The sequence below is a fragment of the Changpingibacter yushuensis genome (genome assembly GCF_014041995.1).
GTDB lineage: Bacteria > Actinomycetota > Actinomycetes > Actinomycetales > Actinomycetaceae > Changpingibacter > Changpingibacter yushuensis.
On the sequence record NZ_CP059492.1, the window covers coordinates 2,189,007 to 2,208,005 of the forward strand.

16 protein-coding genes and 1 tRNA gene are annotated in these 18,999 nt (G+C 57.4%); 7 read left to right on the plus strand and 10 right to left on the minus strand.

What is annotated here, in order from left to right; all coding sequences use genetic code 11:
• Positions 1 to 150: 150 nt before the first annotated feature.
• Positions 151 to 942: a type I 3-dehydroquinate dehydratase gene (gene aroD / locus H2O17_RS09545; protein ID WP_182049459.1), complete on the plus strand. Its 792-nt coding sequence runs from the start codon at positions 151 to 153 to the stop codon at positions 940 to 942.
• A 70-nt stretch (positions 943 to 1,012) separates the two neighbouring features.
• On the opposite strand, the gene lysA is transcribed toward aroD, so the two are convergent.
• Positions 1,013 to 2,389, minus strand: coding sequence for a diaminopimelate decarboxylase (gene lysA / locus H2O17_RS09550; RefSeq protein WP_182049460.1), 1,377 nt, complete (start codon positions 2,387 to 2,389; stop codon positions 1,013 to 1,015).
• A 93-nt stretch (positions 2,390 to 2,482) separates the two neighbouring features.
• On the minus strand, positions 2,483 to 4,159 hold the full coding sequence (gene argS / locus H2O17_RS09555) for an arginine--tRNA ligase (RefSeq protein WP_182049461.1): 1,677 nt from the start codon (positions 4,157 to 4,159) through the stop codon (positions 2,483 to 2,485).
• Between the two features lie 137 nt (positions 4,160 to 4,296).
• Here argS and H2O17_RS09560 point away from each other — a divergent pair.
• A tRNA-Arg gene (locus tag H2O17_RS09560) sits at positions 4,297 to 4,369 on the plus strand.
• 65 nt (positions 4,370 to 4,434) lie between these two features.
• Here the strand turns inward: H2O17_RS09560 and H2O17_RS09565 are convergent.
• The 5 genes from H2O17_RS09565 to H2O17_RS09585 form a co-directional block, all read right to left on the minus strand.
• Complete coding sequence (locus tag H2O17_RS09565) at positions 4,435 to 4,833, minus strand: YchJ family protein (RefSeq protein ID WP_182049462.1); 399 nt, start codon at positions 4,831 to 4,833, stop codon at positions 4,435 to 4,437.
• 106 nt (positions 4,834 to 4,939) lie between these two features.
• Positions 4,940 to 5,722, minus strand: coding sequence for a glycerophosphodiester phosphodiesterase family protein (locus H2O17_RS09570; RefSeq protein ID WP_246311222.1), 783 nt, complete (start codon positions 5,720 to 5,722; stop codon positions 4,940 to 4,942).
• An 86-nt stretch (positions 5,723 to 5,808) separates the two neighbouring features.
• Entirely contained in the window at positions 5,809 to 7,269 is a 1,461-nt protein-coding gene (locus H2O17_RS09575) for a M23 family metallopeptidase (protein WP_182049464.1), read from the minus strand.
• Between the two features lie 247 nt (positions 7,270 to 7,516).
• Positions 7,517 to 8,560 (minus strand): hemolysin family protein, encoded by a 1,044-nt coding sequence (locus H2O17_RS09580; RefSeq protein WP_182049465.1) that lies wholly within the window; start codon positions 8,558 to 8,560, stop codon positions 7,517 to 7,519.
• Positions 8,557 to 9,861 (minus strand): hemolysin family protein, encoded by a 1,305-nt coding sequence (locus H2O17_RS09585; RefSeq protein ID WP_182051028.1) that lies wholly within the window; start codon positions 9,859 to 9,861, stop codon positions 8,557 to 8,559. Before H2O17_RS09585 ends, H2O17_RS09580 begins: the two co-directional genes overlap by 4 nt.
• 271 nt (positions 9,862 to 10,132) lie before the next feature.
• Between H2O17_RS09585 and H2O17_RS09590 the strand changes: the two genes are divergently transcribed.
• The 5 genes from H2O17_RS09590 to H2O17_RS09610 all read left to right on the plus strand — a co-directional run bounded on the left by H2O17_RS09590 (position 10,133) and on the right by H2O17_RS09610 (position 17,569).
• Positions 10,133 to 13,867 carry a multifunctional oxoglutarate decarboxylase/oxoglutarate dehydrogenase thiamine pyrophosphate-binding subunit/dihydrolipoyllysine-residue succinyltransferase subunit gene (locus H2O17_RS09590; RefSeq protein ID WP_182049466.1) on the plus strand — a complete coding sequence of 1,245 codons (3,735 nt, stop codon included), beginning with the start codon at positions 10,133 to 10,135 and terminating at the stop codon, positions 13,865 to 13,867.
• Positions 13,868 to 13,995: 128 nt separating this feature from the next.
• Positions 13,996 to 14,313 (plus strand): hypothetical protein, encoded by a 318-nt coding sequence (locus H2O17_RS09595; protein ID WP_182049467.1) that lies wholly within the window; start codon positions 13,996 to 13,998, stop codon positions 14,311 to 14,313.
• An 18-nt stretch (positions 14,314 to 14,331) separates the two neighbouring features.
• The gene (locus H2O17_RS09600) at positions 14,332 to 15,957 is read left to right on the plus strand and encodes a hypothetical protein (protein ID WP_182049468.1); all 1,626 of its coding nucleotides are present in this window, start codon (positions 14,332 to 14,334) and stop codon (positions 15,955 to 15,957) included.
• A gap of 13 nt (positions 15,958 to 15,970) precedes the next feature.
• On the plus strand, positions 15,971 to 16,633 hold the full coding sequence (locus H2O17_RS09605; RefSeq protein ID WP_182049469.1) for an ABC transporter ATP-binding protein: 663 nt from the start codon (positions 15,971 to 15,973) through the stop codon (positions 16,631 to 16,633).
• Positions 16,634 to 16,966: 333 nt separating this feature from the next.
• Positions 16,967 to 17,569: a GDSL-type esterase/lipase family protein gene (locus H2O17_RS09610; RefSeq protein ID WP_246311223.1), complete on the plus strand. Its 603-nt coding sequence runs from the start codon at positions 16,967 to 16,969 to the stop codon at positions 17,567 to 17,569.
• A gap of 61 nt (positions 17,570 to 17,630) precedes the next feature.
• Here H2O17_RS09610 and H2O17_RS11840 read toward each other — a convergent pair whose 3' ends face one another.
• The 3 genes from H2O17_RS11840 to H2O17_RS09620 all read right to left on the minus strand — a co-directional run bounded on the left by H2O17_RS11840 (position 17,631) and on the right by H2O17_RS09620 (position 18,899).
• Complete coding sequence (locus H2O17_RS11840; RefSeq protein WP_394367342.1) at positions 17,631 to 17,738, minus strand: 50S ribosomal protein bL37; 108 nt, start codon at positions 17,736 to 17,738, stop codon at positions 17,631 to 17,633.
• Between the two features lie 163 nt (positions 17,739 to 17,901).
• Positions 17,902 to 18,291, minus strand: coding sequence for a mycothiol system anti-sigma-R factor (gene rsrA, locus H2O17_RS09615; protein ID WP_182049471.1), 390 nt, complete (start codon positions 18,289 to 18,291; stop codon positions 17,902 to 17,904).
• Positions 18,288 to 18,899 carry a sigma-70 family RNA polymerase sigma factor gene (locus H2O17_RS09620; protein WP_182049472.1) on the minus strand — a complete coding sequence of 204 codons (612 nt, stop codon included), beginning with the start codon at positions 18,897 to 18,899 and terminating at the stop codon, positions 18,288 to 18,290. The genes rsrA and H2O17_RS09620 overlap by 4 nt, the downstream gene beginning before the upstream one ends.
• Positions 18,900 to 18,999: the final 100 nt, after the last annotated feature.

Below are 18,999 nucleotides of genomic sequence, written 5' to 3' on the forward strand. Positions count from 1 at the left end.
CCGGTCCCGAAACAAAAGTTGTGGATTGTCCCGAATTCGGATCTTTACGTGACCAACCGCCCACGAAAGAACGCCTTGTGAACGCCGATTTGCAAACCTCCGTGCGATACCGTGAAGGCATGGCTACCGCCATAACAGAAAGGTTGCGCTATGGTCGCCCCCACCTCTTCGACTCCCACACCGGCATACTTCAATAACGTCGCACTCGGCGAGGGCGCTACGAAGGTGATAGTCCCCCTTTCCTCTTCCACGCTTGATGAAGCCATTGATGGTGCCCAAGCGCTTGCCGGTCACACATTTGACATCGTTGAATGGCGGCTGGACTTCTTTGACTCAGCACCGGAAATCCAGCCGTGCCTGCACCTCGCAGCGCTCCTAACCGCGCGGGTCGGCCACCCCATACTCGCTACCTTCCGCACTTCTCGTGAGGGTGGAAACAAAGATATCGACGACGACGCGTACACCGAACTGCTTTCCACACTTGCCATCTCAGGCTCGGTATCGGCGGTGGATGTGGAAATCTCTCGCGGTCACGTGGTTACTGAAAGAGTGGTGCGCTCAGCTCGCGATGCCGGAGTTCCAATTGTGGGATCCTTCCATGACTTCACCGGCACGCCTGATGTGGGCGCTATCGTCGCGCAACTCATTCACGCCAGAGACGCTGGCTGCGACGTCGCTAAGGCGGCATACATGCCCCGCTCCGCGCGCGATGTGGCCCATCTGCTCGAAGCCACCGCCATTGCACATGAGGAACTTGAGATCCCCGTGATCACAATGGCCATGGGGCCACTCGGCGTTGTGAGCAGGGCCGCCGGAGCCGTGTTCGGCTCAGCGGCCACCTTCGCCTCAGTAGGTCAGGCCTCCGCACCTGGTCAAATACCCGTGGATGATCTGCTTCCAGTACTCAGGTCCATCGACTCATGGAGTAAACCTGCCTCGTAGGCAGATGAGCTCACAATCCACATCATGCCTGAAGCGCCGGCGGCACCCAGGCGCCGCCGACGAACCCATATCAGGCGTCCGCGTCAAGCGCCAGAAGGTCAGAGACTGACTCTGGTCTCACCAGAACGCGCGCAGAACCGTCACGAACAGCCACAACGCCCGGGCGAGGAAGCAAGTTGTAGTTCGACGCCATTGACCGCCCGTAAGCACCCGTTGCCGGAACAGCCAGCACATCGCCAGGAGCAAGATCAGCGGAAAGAGCGGCATCCTTCACCACAATATCGCCGCTCTCGCAATGCTTGCCCACCACTCGCGTCACCACGGTCTCATCACTTGCGCAACGCGAAGCCAAAGCAACCGTGTAATCAGCTCCGTAAAGTGCCGGGCGAATGTTGTCACTCATGCCACCGTCCACCGAAACGTAACGGCGCGAACCTTCTTCAAGCTGGACCTGCTTGATAGTGCCCACCGTGTACAACGTGAGGCCTGCGGTGGCCGCGATGGCCCGTCCAGGTTCGATGGAAACCCGGGGAGCCGTCAAGTTTGTCGCTTCAATGTGGCTGCGGACGGAAGCAGCCAACGCATCGGCGTAGTGACTCGGGGCAGGTGGGACGTCGTCGAGCACCGTGTAGCGAACCGCGTATCCCCCACCGAAGTCTATTTCTGGAATAACGTAACCAAACGTTGCGGCAGCGGTGGCGCGCAGTTCCAGGATAGCGGCGGCCGCGGCCTTGAAAGCATCGAGGGAGAGAATCTGCGAACCAATGTGTGAGTGCAAGCCAGCCAAGTCAAGGTGAGGAGCTGCAAGGGTTTCCTCAATTGCACGTAGAGCCGCACCCGAAGCAATCGAAAGCCCGAACTTCTGGTCCTCGTGGGCCGTGGAAATGTATTCGTGACCGCCAGCATGAACGCCCGTAGTGACACGTAGAACGATGGACGCGGAGGCGCCGCGTTCCGCAGCCACCGTTTCGATGAGCGCCAACTCAGCCAAAGAATCGGCCACAAGATGCGCCACGTTGGAGTCGAGTGCTAGTTCGATTTCTGCACGCGATTTATTGTTGCCGTGCAATCCGAGCATCGCCCCGGGAACGCCAGCCGCCAACGCAGTTCGCAGCTCACCTTCAGAACAGGTATCGATGGCAAGGCATTCATCCTTCATCCACCGGGCAACGCCCACGCTCAGGAATGCTTTGCCTGCGTAGAATACCTTCGCCCCATTGAGGTCCGAGAACGCGGTATCCATAGCGAGCTTCCACGCCGCGGCTCGCTGGCGCATGTCCAGCTCGTCAATGACGAACAGCGGAGTTCCGAACTCAGAAGCCAACTCCGAGGCGGGAACACCTCCGATCGTGAGCTCGCCACCGACGCGCTTGACGTTAGTTGGCCACAGGCCCGATGCGGAACCGTCGGGTTCTGGGGCAGTCAACGTTTCCAGAGAGATTGGCATAGTGTTCCTTTCGCCTCCGCGCGGGGCGCGTCACTGCGTCCTAAAATGTGTGCCCACCAGCTCAGCGCCGGTGGGCACACACAAGTCTGTCACCTACATCTTTTCGGGAGCAGCGACTCCAAGCAAGTCGAGCCCATTTGCTAGGACTTGCCGCGCGGCGTCATTGATCCACAGGCGCGTACGATGCAAGTTCGTCACTTCCTCATCTGCTCGCGGAGTGACGCGAGCCTTGCCATACCACGTGTGGTAGGCTCCTGCGAGTTCTTCGAGATAGCGGGCCACACGGTGTGGTTCGCGAAGGGCCGCAGCCTGAGCCGCAATATCAGGGAAACGCGCAAGGGCCCCGAGCAGCTCCGAATCAGGCAGTTCGAGTGCCTCTGGAGTGAAGCCATCCTCGCGGCGCACACCATGCTGCAGCGCATTCTGTGCCACTGAGCAGGTGCGAGCATGTGCGTACTGCACGTAGTACACCGGGTTCTCGCTGGTGTGCGATTCAACCAGATTCAGATCGAGTTCCAACGTGGTATCTACTGAGGCGCGAACCAAGGAATAGCGTGCCGCGTCCACGCCCACGGCCTCAACTAGATCCTCCATTGTCACCACGGTGCCAGCACGCTTGGACATGCGAACAGCCTCACCGTTGCGAACCAAGTTCACGAGTTGACCGATCAGAATCTCCATATTGCCGCCAGCACCAGCGGTATCACCGAAGGCTCGCGCCATCGCATACATCCGCCCGATGTAGCCATGGTGATCAGCTCCCAGCATGTACACGCATTGGTCAGCTCCACGCCCGCGCTTGTCTAGGTAGTAGGCGATGTCACCAGCAAAGTAAGCGGTTTCGCCATCGGACTTGATGATCACGCGATCTTTGTCATCACCAAAATCGGTTGAACGCAGCCACAGCGCGCCGCCATCTTCAAACAGCTGGCCTTGCTCGCGCAGACGTTCAATTGCGGCGGTGACTGCGCCGGAGTTGTGCAGATCCTGCTCATGGAAGTAAACATCGAAATCTGACCGGAACCCGTGAAGTGATTCCTTGATTTCGCCGAACATCAACTCGACGCCGTGCTTACGGAAGACTTCCTGAGCCTCATCGTCGGGAAGTGTGCGCGGGTCCGGTTCACCAGACTCCTCACAGATGGCAATGACGCGGTTGGCAATATCTTCGATGTATTGGCCACCATAACCATCGGCCGGGACCTCACGCCCCTTCGCACGTGCCAACAACGACGACGAAAAGTGGTCGATTTGATTACCGTGATCATTGAAGTAATACTCACGAACGACGTGTGCACCAGTGAAGGAGAGCACGCGTGCGAGCGAATCCCCGACTGCAGCCCAACGGGCCCCGCCGATGTGAATTGGCCCAGTGGGATTCGCAGAAACGTATTCGAGGTTGACCGTTTTACCAGCGTTCACATCAGAACGGCCGTAATCGGCTCCCTTGGTAAGAATGGTGCGGGCCAATTCTCCGGCCGAAGCGGCCGAAAGACGGATGTTAAGAAAACCAGGACCGGCTACTTCAGCGCTGACAATGCCCTCGGTGGCTTCCAAGCGAGATGCCAGAAGCTCAGCCAAATCGCGTGGCTTCACTCCGGCGCGCTTAGCAAGCTGCATCGCAACGTTGGTAGCCCAATCGCCGTGTTCACGTGAGCGAGGACGTTCCACCTTGATGACCGGCAGGTCACCTTCAATGGTGATGGCGCCCTCCGCGACTGCGGCGGTGAGCTGAGAGGCAATGAGTTCGCTGAGTTCTTCTGGAGTCACGAATCCGATTCTACGTGCCAAATAAGGCACAATTCACCCTTCCTACTCACGGGAAGGATTGGACTCATCACACTCTCCCAAGCGAGCGGGTCATGCGGCTACTGGGGGTAGCAGATGCTGGTAGAGTATAGCGGTGCGCCCCGATAGCTCAGGGGATAGAGCGTCTGCCTCCGGAGCAGAAGGCCGCAGGTTCGAATCCTGTTCGGGGCACTATTGGAAGGGGCTTGGAATGACTCTCGAGTCATTCCAAGCCCCTTCCGTTTAGGTTAACCGCGTCAGGCCAGCTCCATTCCGACCGTGTAGTACCAAAGCCCGCCTTCCTTCACAAAGCTCGATCGCTCGTGAACGACTCCACGATCTGTGCTTGTGCGCCAGTATGCGCGGAATTCGACCACACCGTGACTGGGGCCCTCGTCTGCTCCTAACACTTCCAATCGCCGCCATTGGACGCCGTGATCAGCACGCAGGTCGTGAAGGGTGGGCCGGTAGTCCGGGTGCCAAGTGGACCAAATATAGTCAGTCAGGTGTAGTGCGAAGGCGCTATAGCGTGAACGCATCAACGCCTCCACCGTCTGAGGCACGGCCTCGCCTAGGTGGAACGGCCGGCAACAGGCCGCGTAGGAGCGGCCACTTTGACAGGGACAGAACGCGACATTCCTCGGCAGTTTGGACATGCCCACATAGTAGTTGAGTCAATTGTCTGATGGCACCGTCCACATGCACGGTGCCGCGAACCTCAGGCCACGCGAGAACCCGTTGTCACCTTGCTTGTAGATCGTCTTAGGAGCTAACAGAACCTATTTCGCGAAGGTGGGCACGCACCGCCGTCGGTTCATCCGTAATGAAGCCGTCTACACCCCATGAGATGAGGCGGTCCACTTCAGCCAAATCGTTGATCGTCCATGCATGCACAGCAATGCCACGTGAGTGCGCGTGCTCTACCAAGGGCTGAGTCAATACGGGAACTCCCCTACTCACGAGCGGGATCTGTACAACCTGAACTCCCTGCTCTGGCCCTGGAATACTCCGAACGAGCTTCCGTGCAATCACGGTAGGTGTAGCAGTTGCAGCCACAAGTCGCGCCACAGCACTCACTCCGAGCGAGGTGGCGACGCCGGGAAGAGCCCTGCGGATCTTGCGCAGACGCTTCTCACTGAAGCTCGCGAGGCACACACGACTCTGAGACAAGGTCTCCCGAACCGCCTCAATAAGTGGCGCAACCACCGCGTCGGTCTTCGAATCGATGTTGAAGTGTAGGTCCGGGAAAGAGTCGAGCACCTCGTCAACTCTCAGAATTCGGTTCCCCGAGAGGTCACGAACCTTCGACAACTCACGCCATGTGTAACTGGAGATCGAACCAGTGCCGTCGGTGGTTCGATCTAAGAAAGGATCGTGACAGATCACAGCGACGCCGTCAGACGTGGCACGGGCGTCTGTCTCAATGTAGCTAAACCCACTATCGCGCATCGCCTTGAAAGCAGCTATCGAGTTCTCTGGTTGCTCATTTCCACCACGATGCGCAATAACCAGCGGCTCACCGCCACATTCATACAGCCGACTCACGCTGCCCTGCCTTCCGATACCACCTGCTTCGAGAACCACCCTCGGGCGCCTCCGGAACCACATTACTCCGTAGAGGGAGGACTACCTCACTGGCAGAGCTCGGTGACGTCCACAGCGTTGTGATCGGACAAGAAGTCCAGCGGATCGAGCAGTTCGGCAGACTCATCGGATTCGTCAGCAAGTGACGGGTCATGAACTTCAAGGTGCACGTGCGGGCCCGTGGAGTTTCCATTGGATCCAACCAAGCCGATCTCTTGACCCGCTGTGACTTTGTCGCCAACACTAACCAACACGCCGTCGTCGTACATATGGATGTACCAAGACTCGTAAACGTGGCCACCAATGTTGTGCTCCACGATGATGAGGTTGCTGGATCTACCATCAATGCCCGGGCCCGTATACGTAACAGTTCCATCTGCGATCGCATGTATGGGCGTGTTGAGAGCGGCGGCGAAGTCATCACCAGCATGAAAAGAGGTGAGTCCGGTGATTGGATCCGAACGGTAGCCGAAGTACGAACTGATGTGATAGTCGCTGGCAGCAACCGGATAGACAAATGCGGTATCGGAATCCGTGAATGCGGCACGTAGACCTTGGGCGCTGTCTGTGGTGCATGTGGAAGATGTACTTGACGCAGCCTGGACGGCCTTCATGTCTGTGGTTGCGGACTTGATCGCAGCCATTGAGCTGCCAGTCAACGCGGTGGGAGTCTCTGCCTTCGTGGAAACTCCGCCCACCAAAGACGCCGTCAGTGGCTGGGCAGCCTCAGCACCCAATCCCCCGAATCCCACGATCGGAATAGCCATTCCGGCAAGTGCGATGGTTGAGAACACAATCCCGCGGTTGAGGTACTCGCGTTTGAATAATGGGCGGCGAGGCTTAGTGTGGCCGGGCTTCGTCGAAACTCGTCTGCCAGATTCAGTTCGTACCGAAGCTTCGATTGCTCGGGCAGGTGTTTCTTCCCGACGACGATCCGACCGCGCGTTAGCTACGCCATCAGCTACAACCTCAACAAGTTGTGAAGTGTCGAGAACCTGAGTCTCAATTGGTTCCTTCGCAACAGGGACCGCAGTTGATTCTGTTTCTGGTGCACGGTGCGAACGACGAACAGGTTGTGCCTCAGCTAGAGCAGAAACGTGGCGCTGCCGCGCCACGGCGATGGAAGGCTGCTTGGATTCTGGGAGGGAAGCCTCACCGCGAGTCTCTACTCCCGATCGGTGAGCGCCGCGACCCGAAGTCGTGGTGCGCGAAGTCGTGGTGCGCGAAGTTGTGCTGCGCGAAGCTGGAGGGCTTGTGTTTGTAGCCGCAGGCCCGGCGGAGACGGTGCCGCTCTGTTCGGCCGATGAGGCGCGAGTGTGCGATTCGGCGGGCGCTCCGGCGACTTTGCGGCGCCGAACCGGAGCTCGGCCGTCACGTCCTAGTTGGAGCTGGCCTGCGGGAACCTGACTCACCTGGTCCAAAGCCACACCGGACACGCCTTGCTGGCGCAGGTCGCGGCGGCGAAGTGGAACGGCCGCAGTCTGCTCGCCCCCTTGGCGTGGCGCCACGGGTCGTGTGGTGTGCTTGCCCAAAAAAGAGCCCCTCGGTGAGTTCACGGTAATCCTCTTGCGATTACCAACTATCACAAAATGATAACGAAACGATCCGAGGGGATCCACCGAATGGACCACCAATTAGCTCATCAAGCGGCAGATGAGACGCGTATGCCGCTAAACTCCGCGGCATACGATTGCGTCACACGAATGCGATCTACGTTACATTTTGCAACTCTGTGCAAACTGGGTGGTCTGAAATTCATCTGTCGCGCTGCTCTCGCTGCATGCGATCGCGGACCTCACCTATGAGTTCCTCGAGGATGTCCTCAAGAAACACGATTCCCATGATCTGTGAATCCACAACCACCCCAGCCATATGAGCCTTGGCTGCGCGCATCTCTCGAAGTACTGACTCCACCTCGTCGTCGGGCTCTACTACAACAAGGGGTCGGATCTTCCACGCTGGAATTACCTGATCCCTCTGGATCTGGGATGCACCCAGAATGTCCTTCATATGGACGTATCCGTGAGTAGTTCCCACCTTGTCACGCACGAGGAAACGGGAAAAGCCAGTCGCGGCAACCGCCTGCTCCACCTGTGCCGGCGTGACGTCAACACTCACGCCCGCAACTTCACCAGCAGGAACCATGACATCCCGTGCAACGTGATCTGAGAACTCCAGCGCTCCCGAAATAAGGCCGTGTTCGTCATGAAGCACACCGGCAGCCTCGGATGCCTGCACAATGGATGCCACCTCATCCGCCGTGAATGCGGAGATCACCTCATCTCGCGGCTCAATCCCGAACATCCTTAACACCAATTGGGAACACCAGTTGAGCACCACGATGACCGGGTGAAACACCTTGCCGAAAACCATGAGCGAGGGAACCAACACCAACGCGGCCCGTTCAGGATGAGTCACCGATACATTCTTGGGAACCATTTCTCCCAACACCACGTGTAGCCCAACCACCAAGAGAAGCGCCAGCAGGAAGGCTATGGCGTGAACTCCCGCTTGTGGAATACCTACAAGCTCAAGCGGGACTTCTATCAAGTGCGCAATGGCCGGCTCTGCCAGTACACCCAGCCCCACTGAACACAGTGTTACGCCCAGTTGGGCCGCAGCAAGCATCTGAGAAAGATGTTCAATAGCCCATAACACCTTGCGGGCCGAGTTGTGTTCTTCGACCATCGGTTCGATGCGAGAGCTGCGCGAGCCAGTCAACGCGAACTCCGCGGCAACGAAGTACGCATTGAGGACGAGGAGCACGATGGAGATTCCGAGCGCCACACCAGTGCTCATTGCTCCACCTCATTCTCGATGAGTACGGTCTCAATGCGCCGCCCGTCCATCGTCTCGACAGTGAGCCGAACAGAACCCACGTAGACGGTGTCCCCAGAGGCCGGAATGCGTCCAAGCCGGGTCATGATGAAACCACCAATGGTTTCCCACGGGCCGTCATCCGGAATATCCACGGGGCATGTTCGGGCGATTTCGTCGGGCCTCATGCTGCCAGAAACGGACCACCGGTTCTCAGATATCTGCCTGGCGCCGCTGTGGCGAAGATCGTGTTCATCAGATACTTCACCAACGATCTCCTCGATCGTATCCTCCAGCGTCACAACACCCGCGGTTCCACCATATTCGTCGACGACGACGGCCATCTGCTGACCCCCAATTCGAAGCTCGAGAAGCAGTTCGGCAAGCTTCATAGTTTCTGGAACTCTGGGGGCTGGCGACATGAGTGAGCCGCTCGTGACCTGCACTTCATGACGACGTTCGTACGGGACAGCCACGGCTGGGCGCAGGTGAACGATCCCCCGGACGTCGTCGATCCCCTCTCCAACAACAGGGAATCGGGAATGCCCGGTTCGTCGCGCTAGTTCGACGACGTCGTCGGCATTGGAATAATCTGGAAGCACGTGAAGGCGCCCGCGATCGGTCATGACGTCAACCGCAGTGAGCTGGCCTATACCAATTGAGCGGGTCACAAGCCGCGCGGTGGAAACATCCAGCGTGCCGGCCTCCGCGGACCTGCGCACGAGTGCACCTAGTTCGCTTGCGGAGCGCGCTCCAGACATCTCTTCGGCAGGTTCGATTCCACAGCGGCGCAATAAGGCATTGGCGATACTATTGAGCGCAACGATGAGCGGGCGGAACACTATTGTGAAGATCCGCAAGGGTGCCGCCACGAAGGCCGCCGTGCCCAACGGACTCGCGAGCGCCATGTTCTTCGGAACCAGTTCACCAAAGAGCATTGAGAAGAGGTTGACCAGAACAAAGGCTGCCGCGACCGCAATCGCGGTGGCAGCGGCTTGAGCAAGTCCCGCCGAATGCAATGGCCCTTGGAGCATGTCAGCCAAAGGATCCTGAGCTACATAGCCCAGAAGAACGGTGGTGAGCGTGATGCCAACTTGGCATGCCGAAAGCTGGATCGAGAGCTGGTGGAGGGTCCGGTTAACGGAGGCTGCGCGTGGGTCTGATTCGGCGGAGGCTGCTACAGCGGCCGGATCGAGTGCCACAAGCGAGAATTCGGCTGCAACGAAGACAGCCGTCCCCATGGTTAGTACGAGGCCCAGAACAAGGAGCAATATGTCGCTCAGCATTGTGAAAAACAATCTACGTGCATTATGGATGAAAGTGTAGCGATCCTCAGACGATTCATGAACCGAGGGGCGTGAAATGATGCTGGAGGCGAAAGAGTGCCGGATATGTAGACATTTTCATGGGCCATTTCGGCAAGATTCTTGAAGCTCCTTTTAACCGGCCTCGAACCTCCAAATACTTTGAGATATCAAGCAAAAACCCCTTATGGATAGTTTAGGTAAATAGGACATTAGTCACGTAACCTAGAGACGTTGGCAACTACTCCAGATGAGGCATTTCGTGGCATCTCACCCGACCGAGGATTTTGGCGCAAATCAGGGTTTCATTGAGGATCTCTACGCCGCATATCTCGCAGATCACTCTCAGGTTCAGCAGCAATGGCAGGAGCTCTTTAGGCGGTGGGAAAACGAAGGGCGTGTGAGCCAAGCGGCAAAAAAACAGAAGAAGGCGCCGCCGTCGGCGCAAACTGAGCGTGCACGGATTGATGTCCATTCGGGATCGGACTCGCGCCAGACCACGGCGGAGATCTCCACTGTACGTGCCGACCTCCCACCTGCACCGCGTTCGGCGGCCCAGCCACCCGTGACCCCGTATGCGAAGAGCTATAGGCTGGCACCAACGGACACGTCTGTAGGTGAGAACGTAACCACCCCGCTCAAGGGCATGGCAAAGTCCGTGGCCAAGAACATGGAGCTCTCACTAGAGATCCCCACGGCTACCTCATTCCGCAATCTTCCTGCGAAGATCATGTTTGACAATCGGGCGCTCATCAACTCCCACCTGAAGTCCACCCGCGGAGGCAAGGTCTCCTTTACTCATCTCATCGCTTACGCCGCCATTGAATCTCTGGTCCAAATGCCCGAGATGAACAATTCTTACGAGATAGCTGACGGCAAGCCAGCCATACATCAACCTGAACACGTCAACTTTGGGGTGGCAATCGACGTCCAGAAACCAGATGGCTCCCGTTCCCTCGTGGTGCCTTCGATCAAGGGCGCCGAGCTTATGACCTTTGATCAGTTCCTTTCTGCTTATGAGAGTTTGGTGCGCCGGGGCCGCACCAACAAGCTGACTATTGAGGACTACCAAGGAACCACCGTCTCGCTGACCAATCCCGGCGGAATCGGAACTACTCAATCAGTTCCGCGACTCATGCATGCTCAGGGGCTCATCATCGGGGTCGGTTCAATGGTCTATCCAGCTGAGTTCGCAGGTACGTCAAGCGCTGCGCTCGCGCGTATGGGCGTTTCTAAGATCGTCACCCTCTCCTCCACGTACGACCACCGCATTATTCAGGGGGCAACCTCGGGCGAGTTCTTGCGGTTGATGGAACAAAAACTGCTGGGTAAGGACGGCTTCTACGACCGCGTCTTCCTCTCACTCCACGTCCCTACCGAGCCTTATCAGTGGGAACAGGATGTTGAATACGATTCCTCGCGCGAAATGGACCGCCCGGCCCGAATCGCCCGCCTCATTCACTCCTACCGGTCACGTGGCCATCTCATCGCCGACGTCGACCCGCTCGCGTTCCGTCCGTTACGGCATCCAGACCTCGTGTTATCTTCCTATGGCCTGACGGCTTGGGATCTGGATCGGCGCTTCCCAACGGGAGATTTCGGGGATACAGATAGCTGCACGCTTCGCGAAATCCTTGACCAACTGCGCACAGCCTACTGCTCCACTGTGGGCTACGAGTTCATGCACATTTCGGATCCATCCCAGCGCCGCTGGTTTGAGGATCGCCTTGAACGCCCACGCAAGAAGCTCGGCGAGGACGCCCAGTCCCACATCCTAGCCAAGCTCAATGAGGCAGAAGCGTTTGAGGAGTTCCTTCACACCAAGTACATCGGCCAGAAGAGGTTCTCGCTCGAAGGCGGAGAGTCCCTCATCCCGGCCCTGGATGAAATCATCTCTGACGCGGCCAATGACGGATTATCCGAAGTTGCCATAGGAATGTCCCACCGTGGGCGCCTGAATGTGCTGACCAACATTGCAGGCAAGTCCTACAAGCAGATCTTCACCGAGTTCGACGGCTTCGTAGATCCGCGCACGGTACAAGGTTCAGGTGACGTCAAGTACCATCTAGGCACTGAGGGCGTGTTTACGGCATCGAACGGCGATGCGATTGACGTGTACTTGGCCGCCAATCCCTCACATCTCGAAGCAGCTGATGGTGTACTTGAGGGGATTGTGCGTGCCAAGCAGGACCTTCAAGATCTCGGTCCCGATGGTTTCACAGTGCTACCTATCCTTATTCACGGCGATGCTGCGTTTGCAGGGCAAGGCGTTGTGACCGAGGTTCTTAACCTCTCCCAGCTTCGCGGATACCGCACGGGTGGAACAATCCACATCATCGTGAACAACCAAATTGGTTTCACCACGGCGCCGTCGTCGGGACGTTCCTCCAACTACGCCACTGACATCGCAAAGGGCCTTCAACTCCCGATCTTCCATGTTAATGGAGATGATCCGGAAGCGGTTGTGCGGGTATCGCGGCTCGCCTACGAGTACCGGATGGAGTTCAACAAGGACGTCATCATCGACCTCATCTGCTACCGCCGCCGCGGCCACAACGAGGGCGACGATCCGTCAATGACGCAACCGGTCATGTACTCGCTCGTTGACTCCAAGCGCACTACCCGCCAGTTGTACAAGGAATCGTTGATCGGGCGCGGCGAGCTGACGGCCGAACAAGCCGCCGCGTGGGAGGCCTCCTATCATGAGACTCTGGACCGCGCGTTCACTCAAGTGAAGGAGGCGGAAGCTGCCGCGGACGCCGGGCAGCGTGATGCAATCGCTGGGCTGGAGCTTCCGGTGGCCCAACAAGAGGACGCAGGCACACTGATCGGCTGGACGTCCGCTACAAGTGAGCAGATCATCGCTCGGGTTGGCGAGGCGCACCTCCTCGTGCCCGAAGGTTTCACCTTGCATCCCAAAGTGGCCAAGGTATTCGAGAAGCGCGCCAAGATGAGTCACGACGGCGGGATCGACTGGGGCTTTGGTGAGCTTTTGGCGTTCGGATCGCTCCTCATTGAGGGTCTACCAGTTCGCCTCTCGGGGCAGGACTGCCGGCGTGGAACGTTCGTCCAGCGCCATGCCGTGGCCCATGATCACAACACAGGTGCCGAATGGACTCCGCTGCGCGGACTCACGGAGGATCAGGCCAAAATCTGGCTCTACGACTCCTCCCTTTCGGAGTACTCGGTGCTCGCGTTCGAGTACGGATACTCGGTTGAGCGCCCAGATGCCCTCGTGCTGTGGGAGGCTCAGTTTGGCGACTTCGCCAACGGAGCCCAGACAGTGATCGATGAGTTCATCGCCTCGGCGCAACAGAAGTGGGGTCAGCGTTCATCACTGGTGATGCTCCTGCCACACGGATTTGAAGGCCAGGGCCCGGACCACTCCTCCGCCCGAATTGAGCGCTATCTTCAGCTGTGTGCTCAGGACAACATGTGGGTGTGCCAGCCTTCAACGCCGGCAAACCACTTCCACATGCTGCGTACCCAAGCCTATCGCCGGCCACGCAGCCCGCTCATTGCTTTCACACCCAAGCAGCTACTGCGCCGCCGTGCAGCCGTCTCCGAAGTCAGTGACTTTACAGGTGGCACCTTCAAGCCAGTTATAGGTGAAGTTGACGGAAACATCGCAAACGTTGACCGCGTTCTGCTGTGCTCTGGACGGCTCTACTATGACCTTCTAGATGAACGGACCAAGCGCGGCGATACTCGCACTGCAATTATCCGGATTGAACAGTTGTACCCGGACCCTGTGGATGAAGTTCGCGCTCATCTGGCTAACTACGCAGGGGCTGACGTGCTTTGGGTCCAGGATGAGCCCGAGAACCAGGGCCCGTGGGGGCACTTCTATCTCAATTTGTTCCGTTCACTCGGGATCAGCCCTACCTTGGTGTCACGTTCGGCTGGCGCTGCACCATCCACGGGCCTATCAAAGTCGCATGCAGCACAGAACGCAGAGATACTGGCCCAAGCGTTTGATAGATAGGTGGGAAGGCTTCCGGTAGTTCGGATGGCTTCTGGCGGCGTTGAGACTGCCGCGGGCAGTGGTGGTGGGTGCGGCAACCAATCCTGCTACACCCACCACCCGAGTAATACGGAGCCACGGGAGAATGCATGTTAAAGTGGTCTATTCGGATTCTTGGTGTCACTATGGCGCTGTGTTCGTGCATCTTGGGTGTGGCCATTCTTCAGGAGTCTGATTCAGTTTTTGTGGCTGACACTAACTTTTCGTTCACCCTAGATACTCAAGGCTCGCAACTCTCGAAAACTGAGTTGGTTTCACAGCTCGATGATTTTGCTGACCAACGAAATCTATTCATCGCCAAGAAGTCTGCTGGAAGGAATGACGCTGGCGTGGATCTGGTCTGGTTTGGATCACGTCCACGAGGCTCATATTCTGGCCAACTCTCCACAACAGAAGATAACGGATGATTGATACCCTCTTCCGAATTGGGGGATCGGCCTCTCGATGGACGTTATGTTGCACGAATTGAGGCCGGGGACGAACAAGCGCTGACGTCCTGGGCCACGTCTATCGATGTGCGGCTTCTCGACTCTTCCGTGCGATCAACGCGCGCCATCACTATGACTGTTTTGATGGGAACGGGGGCAGGTTTCGCTTTTGTTGGGGTGGTGCTTGTACTGATCGCACTCGGGAACGCTTGGTTCTTTTCGATGTCTCGTTCCCGGAGTATTCGCCTTCAAGCTGGCATGAGCACGTGGCAAATCCACGTGTGGGCCATGTGGCTCCTCGCCCGTACTCTTCTTCTCTCGATCGGGTTGGGATTCGCCGGATTTCTTGTCCTTTTCGTGGCAGTGTTTGGTGGCGCGTGGCTTGTAAGGTTCCTACCGTTGGCAGCCGCAGCCACGGCGTGCGCCACAGCATCTGTGCTGGCGGTATTCGCCGTCATCTCATGGGTGACGCGACCTACTGTGCGGCTGGCGGCTGAGCGTGAGATCCCATGGAAGAGCATCACTCGCACAGGTATGGGGATCGAAGTCCTGGCAGTGGTTCTTGCCTTAATGTGTGTCCCATTCTCTATGAACTACACCAATTGGGCTCGTCAAGCTGCATCAGAAGGAGCCAGATGGCAAGCTGCGTCCGACGTTGTGAGGGTGACCGCATCCTCGTTGACGCTCTCCGAATCGCGTAGTGGTGATTTCGAATCCAGACTCACTCCACTCCTCGACACGGCTGACGATGAGGGCATTTTGGGAATGTCGTTTTCATTCGACCAAATGATAGAGATTCAGCAGGACATGGGAGGTTTCGATCATATCGTCCTCACAAATCCTACGTTCATGACGCTCATGGACGCCCAATCTGACCTCGCCCCTCTCTCCTCTTCCGACATTCCTATCAACCTGCGTGAAGAACTAGGCGAGACCCTCGCTATGTGGTCTATGAACCCCGATGACCCATGGGAGGGCATCGCGCTGTACACCACGTTAGAAACCCGACCTTTCCCTGTGATTGGCACACAAGCCGATGCTGGCAACGCGGTCACCGCAAACCATCCACTTGTCTTGGTGGCCACCACTTCCGTCTCATCGTTTCACACGAGCGGTTTCCTCGATGTCTTGGTCTCCAACGGGCAGATAGTTTTCACTGATGCAAGTAGGCTACGTGAACTCATCGATATCAACGGCTTGTCCGAATACCTGGTGTCGATCGACTACGTGGCCGATCAGATCCTTGAGACCACGCACCTTTACCGTCAGCAGGCCCAACTAGGCGGCTTCGCCATTGCAATGAGTCTGGCAGCACTCGTGATCGTCCTGGGGCAAAGTGCTGTCATTTGGTCCCGGCGCAAGCGCCGCATAATCTTTATCCTCCACACCAATGGCTCATCATTTGTCCGCATTCAACTCGAGGGCCTTGCCCCAGCCGTGTGTTTGCTCCTCCTGTCCGCTGTGCTGGCCGCGGCGAGCGCCGTCGTCGTGCTTCAGGTCGGTCTACCACTTGCTGTGGCAAGCTCAGGTATCTTCCTGATCATCTGTGTCCCGCTCGAAATCGCTTTCCGCACCTTCGCTGGACGCACCGAATCGAGCCACCAAATTAGACGGAAGAACTAAGGAAGGTCACGTTATGACACTGGCAGCACACGACCTCAACGTCGTCATTGGCGCTCACACGATCCTTGACCACGTCAGTTTGGATCGTGATCCCGGAACCGTGACCGCGCTAACAGGCGCCTCTGGTTCAGGCAAAACGACCCTCTTGAACTGCCTCGGCCTTCTGTCGAAACCTACCTCCGGAACGATCTCTATTGATGACAAAGAGGCCACCGCATGGTCAGACCGGCAACGTCGCAGGTTCTGGGCTTCGAAAGCCGCATTCATCTACCAAGACTATGGAATCATCGAGGAGGAAACCGTTCTCTACAACGTGACACTCACACCCCCAGGAATATTCAGGCACAGGCCACGACCCACGCCCACAACAACAAGCATCCTTGAGACTGTCGGCTTATCAGGGCGTGAAGGAGACTCGTCCGCTGTGCTTTCGGGAGGAGAAAAGCAGCGGGTGGGAATTGCGCGCGCGCTCTACAAAAAGGCTTCCTACATTTTCGCTGACGAACCCACGGCGTCCCTTGATGCGGCCAACCGCGACCACATCATTAGGCTTCTCAAGGACGCAGCGCACCAAGGCGCATGTGTCATCATCGCAACACACGACGAATACCTCGTCGCCCAAGCAGATTCAGCCGTGACTCTTGCCAAGCGGACATCCTTCACGCGAATCCCCTAGGTGTTACCGGGCCGATGGCCATTCCACGGACCCGGCCATGAAAGCAGCAGCCTGGGAAGGTGAACATGCAGGGAGGATCACATTTCTACGGACCAGCACGCCTTCCCCTTTCCCATAACCATCCACCGCAGCCACTCCATCATCTCCCATGGTCAAGGCACATTTACAGTCTCAGTTAACAAGAAAGACACGGTGAACGAATTCTCCGGCAGGTGCACACCCGCGGCGTAACTGAATATGTTTCCATGTGGGCACTATGCTGAGTACCGGAGACGATTCGTCACGAGCGGCAGGTCGTCTCCGGTTACTTTCATCCTCAGGGAAAATGAGACTGTGAACGAAGCTCCAATACGAATCGTTTTCGTCGGCGACGAACTAGTTGCCGGATTCGGCGATGCACGCGCTCTGGGCTGGACCGGCCGCGTCATGGCCCGAACCCTCAACGATCCGCCAATTCTTCACCTGACGCTTGCCGTTCCCGGAGAGAATACAGCCGAGCTCGCTGGGCGCTGGGAAGCGGAAGTAACTTCTCGCGTCAACAATGAGGCGGATTGCCGCTTGGTGATCGGTATGGGCTCCCACGATCTTGACACCGGCCTTACGCTGGCCCGAGCGCGCCTCCATCTTGCAAACCTTCTTGACTCTGCAGAACGTATGCGCCTAAGGCCCTTTGTTGTGGGTCCACCGCCACGGCGCGATCTCTCCCCCAAGATTCAAGGCGACTTCACCCGTGCATATGGTGACGTCTGCACCCGCAGGGAGGTTCCCTTCGTTGACACCTTCACTCCACTTGTCTCGCATGAGCAGTGGAATACTGACATGGTGCTCTCAGGCGGATACACGCCACGTCAGGCCGGGTATGGCCTGATGGCGTGGCTTGTGCTCCATAACGGGTGGAACCAATGGCTCGGAGTTCGCCCAGCATCTGCCAACTAAATAGCCCGCCCAACCTCAGACAAAAACAGGCCCGGATCGAATGATCCGGGCCTGTTTGCTCTCATGCGTTTGGACGCTTGCCGTGGTTAGCAGCTTTCCCCGCACGAGTGCGACGCTTACGACCTCGCCTGCTCATATGCTTCTCCTTTGATTGAGTGCCACTGCACATGCGGCAGGACAAAGCAACATTTTAGCAATAAATGGTTCGGAACGGGACATCAGCCGACTCACGGATTCGAAGATCACATGAGCGTTCGCCTCATCTCCCAGTTGCCCGAACACCACCGAACGCATCAGTGGTCCCCATCTACCTAGGGAGCCACATGGTGTGGCTATTGGGTTGCGGACCTGTAGACCTCAAGCTGAGAGGTGATCCGAACCCGCAAAGAGGACGGTGCAGATTCACAGCAAGACCGCTTGACGATCTCACGAACATGGACTTCTGCCTCTGCCAACTTAGAGCAGGTCGGGCACCCCTTCGCGTGTGCACGCAGACGCGCCACCTGCTCCTCAGGCATCTGCGAATCGATCATCTCGAAGATGTGGTCAGCCACTTCACTGCATGAACAGTTTTCGTTGCTTCCCTTTGCCACGCGGACCGCACTTTCGATTTCATCTACCAAGACTGAATCGTCGTCCTTGCCCGGCCTGCTATCCCTTAGATCAGAATGACGTGCATCCGAGCCCACATCAAACGAGTCCTCAGCTAATGCGTCACTCACTGTTCTACCTTCTTCCCATAGCCCAAATCGCGTGCGTAGTCAGCCAGCAAGTCACGCAGCTGGCGGCGCCCACGGTGGAGGCGAGACATCACGGTACCGATCGGGGTGTCCATGATCTCTGCGATCTCCTGATAGGAGAAGCCCTCAACGTCTGCTAGGTACACGGCGAGTCGGCGATCTTCAGGAAGCTTTGCCAGAGCCTCTTTGATCTCCGAATCAGGGAGGTTCTCAATGGCTTCTGCTTCAGCCGAGACCAATCCAGTTGACTGGTGTGAAGCAGCTTCGAATTCCTGCCAATCCTCCACCTCGGCAGCGTCAGACTGTTTGGGCTGGCGCTGTGCCTTGCGGTAGTTCGAAATGAAGGTGTTATTGAGAATCCGATACAGCCATGCTTTGAGATTTGTGCCCGGACGATACTGGTGGAAGGCGGCGAATGCCTTGGCATACGTCTCCTGTACCAGATCCTCCGCATCTTGCGGGTTCCGGGTTAAGCGCATAGCTGCGCCGTACAGCTGGTCAAGGAAAGGCAGGGCCTCACTCTCAAACCGCCCCACGAGCGAGTCGGCGCCCTCCCCAGGATCCGTGCGAATAATGTCTGTACTCATCATGTCCTAGGTTAGTCGGGTTTCCCCGTCATGATGCACAACGTCTGGAAGCCACGTTTTCATTCCCTTGGTATAACGCGGTTGTGAGCATCTGTGACATCCG

Coding starts and splice junctions, on each gene's coding strand:
- aroD (WP_182049459.1), top strand. CDS start 151: ATGGTCGCCCCCACCTCTTCGACTCCCACACCGGCATACTTCAATAAC.
- lysA (WP_182049460.1), bottom strand. CDS start 2,389: ATGCCAATCTCTCTGGAAACGTTGACTGCCCCAGAACCCGACGGTTCC.
- H2O17_RS09565 (WP_182049462.1), bottom strand. CDS start 4,833: ATGTCCAAACTGCCGAGGAATGTCGCGTTCTGTCCCTGTCAAAGTGGC.
- H2O17_RS09580 (WP_182049465.1), bottom strand. CDS start 8,560: ATGAGCACTGGTGTGGCGCTCGGAATCTCCATCGTGCTCCTCGTCCTC.
- H2O17_RS09590 (WP_182049466.1), top strand. CDS start 10,133: ATGAGGCATTTCGTGGCATCTCACCCGACCGAGGATTTTGGCGCAAAT.
- H2O17_RS09595 (WP_182049467.1), top strand. CDS start 13,996: ATGTTAAAGTGGTCTATTCGGATTCTTGGTGTCACTATGGCGCTGTGT.
- H2O17_RS09605 (WP_182049469.1), top strand. CDS start 15,971: ATGACACTGGCAGCACACGACCTCAACGTCGTCATTGGCGCTCACACG.
- H2O17_RS11840 (WP_394367342.1), bottom strand. CDS start 17,738: ATGTGCAGTGGCACTCAATCAAAGGAGAAGCATATGAGCAGGCGAGGT.
- H2O17_RS09620 (WP_182049472.1), bottom strand. CDS start 18,899: ATGATGAGTACAGACATTATTCGCACGGATCCTGGGGAGGGCGCCGAC.